Source organism: Streptomyces sp. NPDC050211 (assembly GCF_040656035.1).
In the GTDB taxonomy this organism is placed as follows: Bacteria; Actinomycetota; Actinomycetes; order Streptomycetales; family Streptomycetaceae; genus Streptomyces.
Genome location: NZ_JBFALC010000187.1, coordinates 1 through 1,089, shown reverse-complemented (window position 1 = coordinate 1,089; position 1,089 = coordinate 1). Strand labels below are relative to the sequence as shown.

1 protein-coding gene and 1 pseudogene are annotated in these 1,089 nt (G+C 77.9%); both read right to left on the bottom strand.

The window, feature by feature from the left end:
- Window positions 1-482, bottom strand: a pseudogene (locus AB0I98_RS49910) (hypothetical protein); the annotation flags it as partial.
- Window positions 475-1,089: hypothetical protein (locus AB0I98_RS49905; protein ID WP_362953188.1), on the bottom strand; the 615-nt coding region annotated here is incomplete at its 5' end. The gene AB0I98_RS49905 and the pseudogene AB0I98_RS49910, both read right to left, overlap by 8 nt.

Here is a 1,089-nt window from a genome sequence, read left to right as displayed (position 1 = left end):
GTACCCGGGGGGATGGGTACGGACGCCGCGGTCCGGGACGTGTCCTGGTCCCCGCGGCCCGGGCCCGCCGTGCGCCGGGTGGTGTCCGGCGCGGGTCGCGGGCCGGGCGTGACCGGCGTGGCGGGGCGCAGCAGGGGTGCCTCCGCCACGACGGGAGGCATGCTGCGCACCACCGGGTCGGCGGGCGCCCGTTCGGTGCGTACGATCGTCCGCTCGCGTTCCGTGCGCGGTCCTGCCGGGGCAGGCGCCGGGCGCGGTGCGTCCGGCGTCGGGGCGGCCGTCGGGGTCGAGGCCGGCCACAGCAGGTCGGTGCCGTCCGGTTCCGGCGCGCCGGCCCGTACCGCCTCGATCCGCTCGAACGGGCCGGGCAGCCGGGGCTGTACCCGCACCACGCCGGGACGCGGCGCCGCCGCGGGGGCGGCGTGCCGGGCGAGCAGCCGGTCGAGGAAGTCGGGGACCGGCGCCCCGTCGGCGTCAGACATCCGCACACAGCTCCAGGTAGTAGCGGCGCCGCAGCGGGCTGAGCGCCAGGATCTCCGGCTCGCTCCAGCCGTAGGCGGTGGCGAGCAGGTGGACGTCGAGCAGCACGTCCCGTGCCCAGGCGTCCAGTTCGGTCCAGAGGTAGGAGGCGATGTCCAGTTCGGCCCGGGTGGCCTGCCCGCACTCGGGGCAGGCCACGTTGAGCGTCACGTCGGCCCCCGGGTCGGCGGCCTCGACCGCCTCGGCGATCCGGTGCTGCACGGGCGCGGGCAGCGCGTCGGCGGGGCGGACCTCGCCGGCGTACGCCGCCGAGACCAGGCACCGCGCGATCAGTTCCCCGCGCGGGTCCGCGGCCCGGGCCGCCGCCGTCAGGTCGGCGACGCCGGGCAGCCGGAACTCGACCTCCCAGCCGCCCTCGGACACCCGCACTAAGCGCTCCGCGGGAAGTGCGGCGATAGATCGCCGGGCGTCTGCGGGTCCGTCGTGGCTGGTCGCGCAGTTCCCCGCGCCCCTTTGGGGCGCTGCCGAACCGCACAGGACTTCGCCGGACCCGCTTCGGTGGTCCTCGTGCCCGCCGAGGCCCGCGGCGAACTCCCCGGCGTCCAGGTC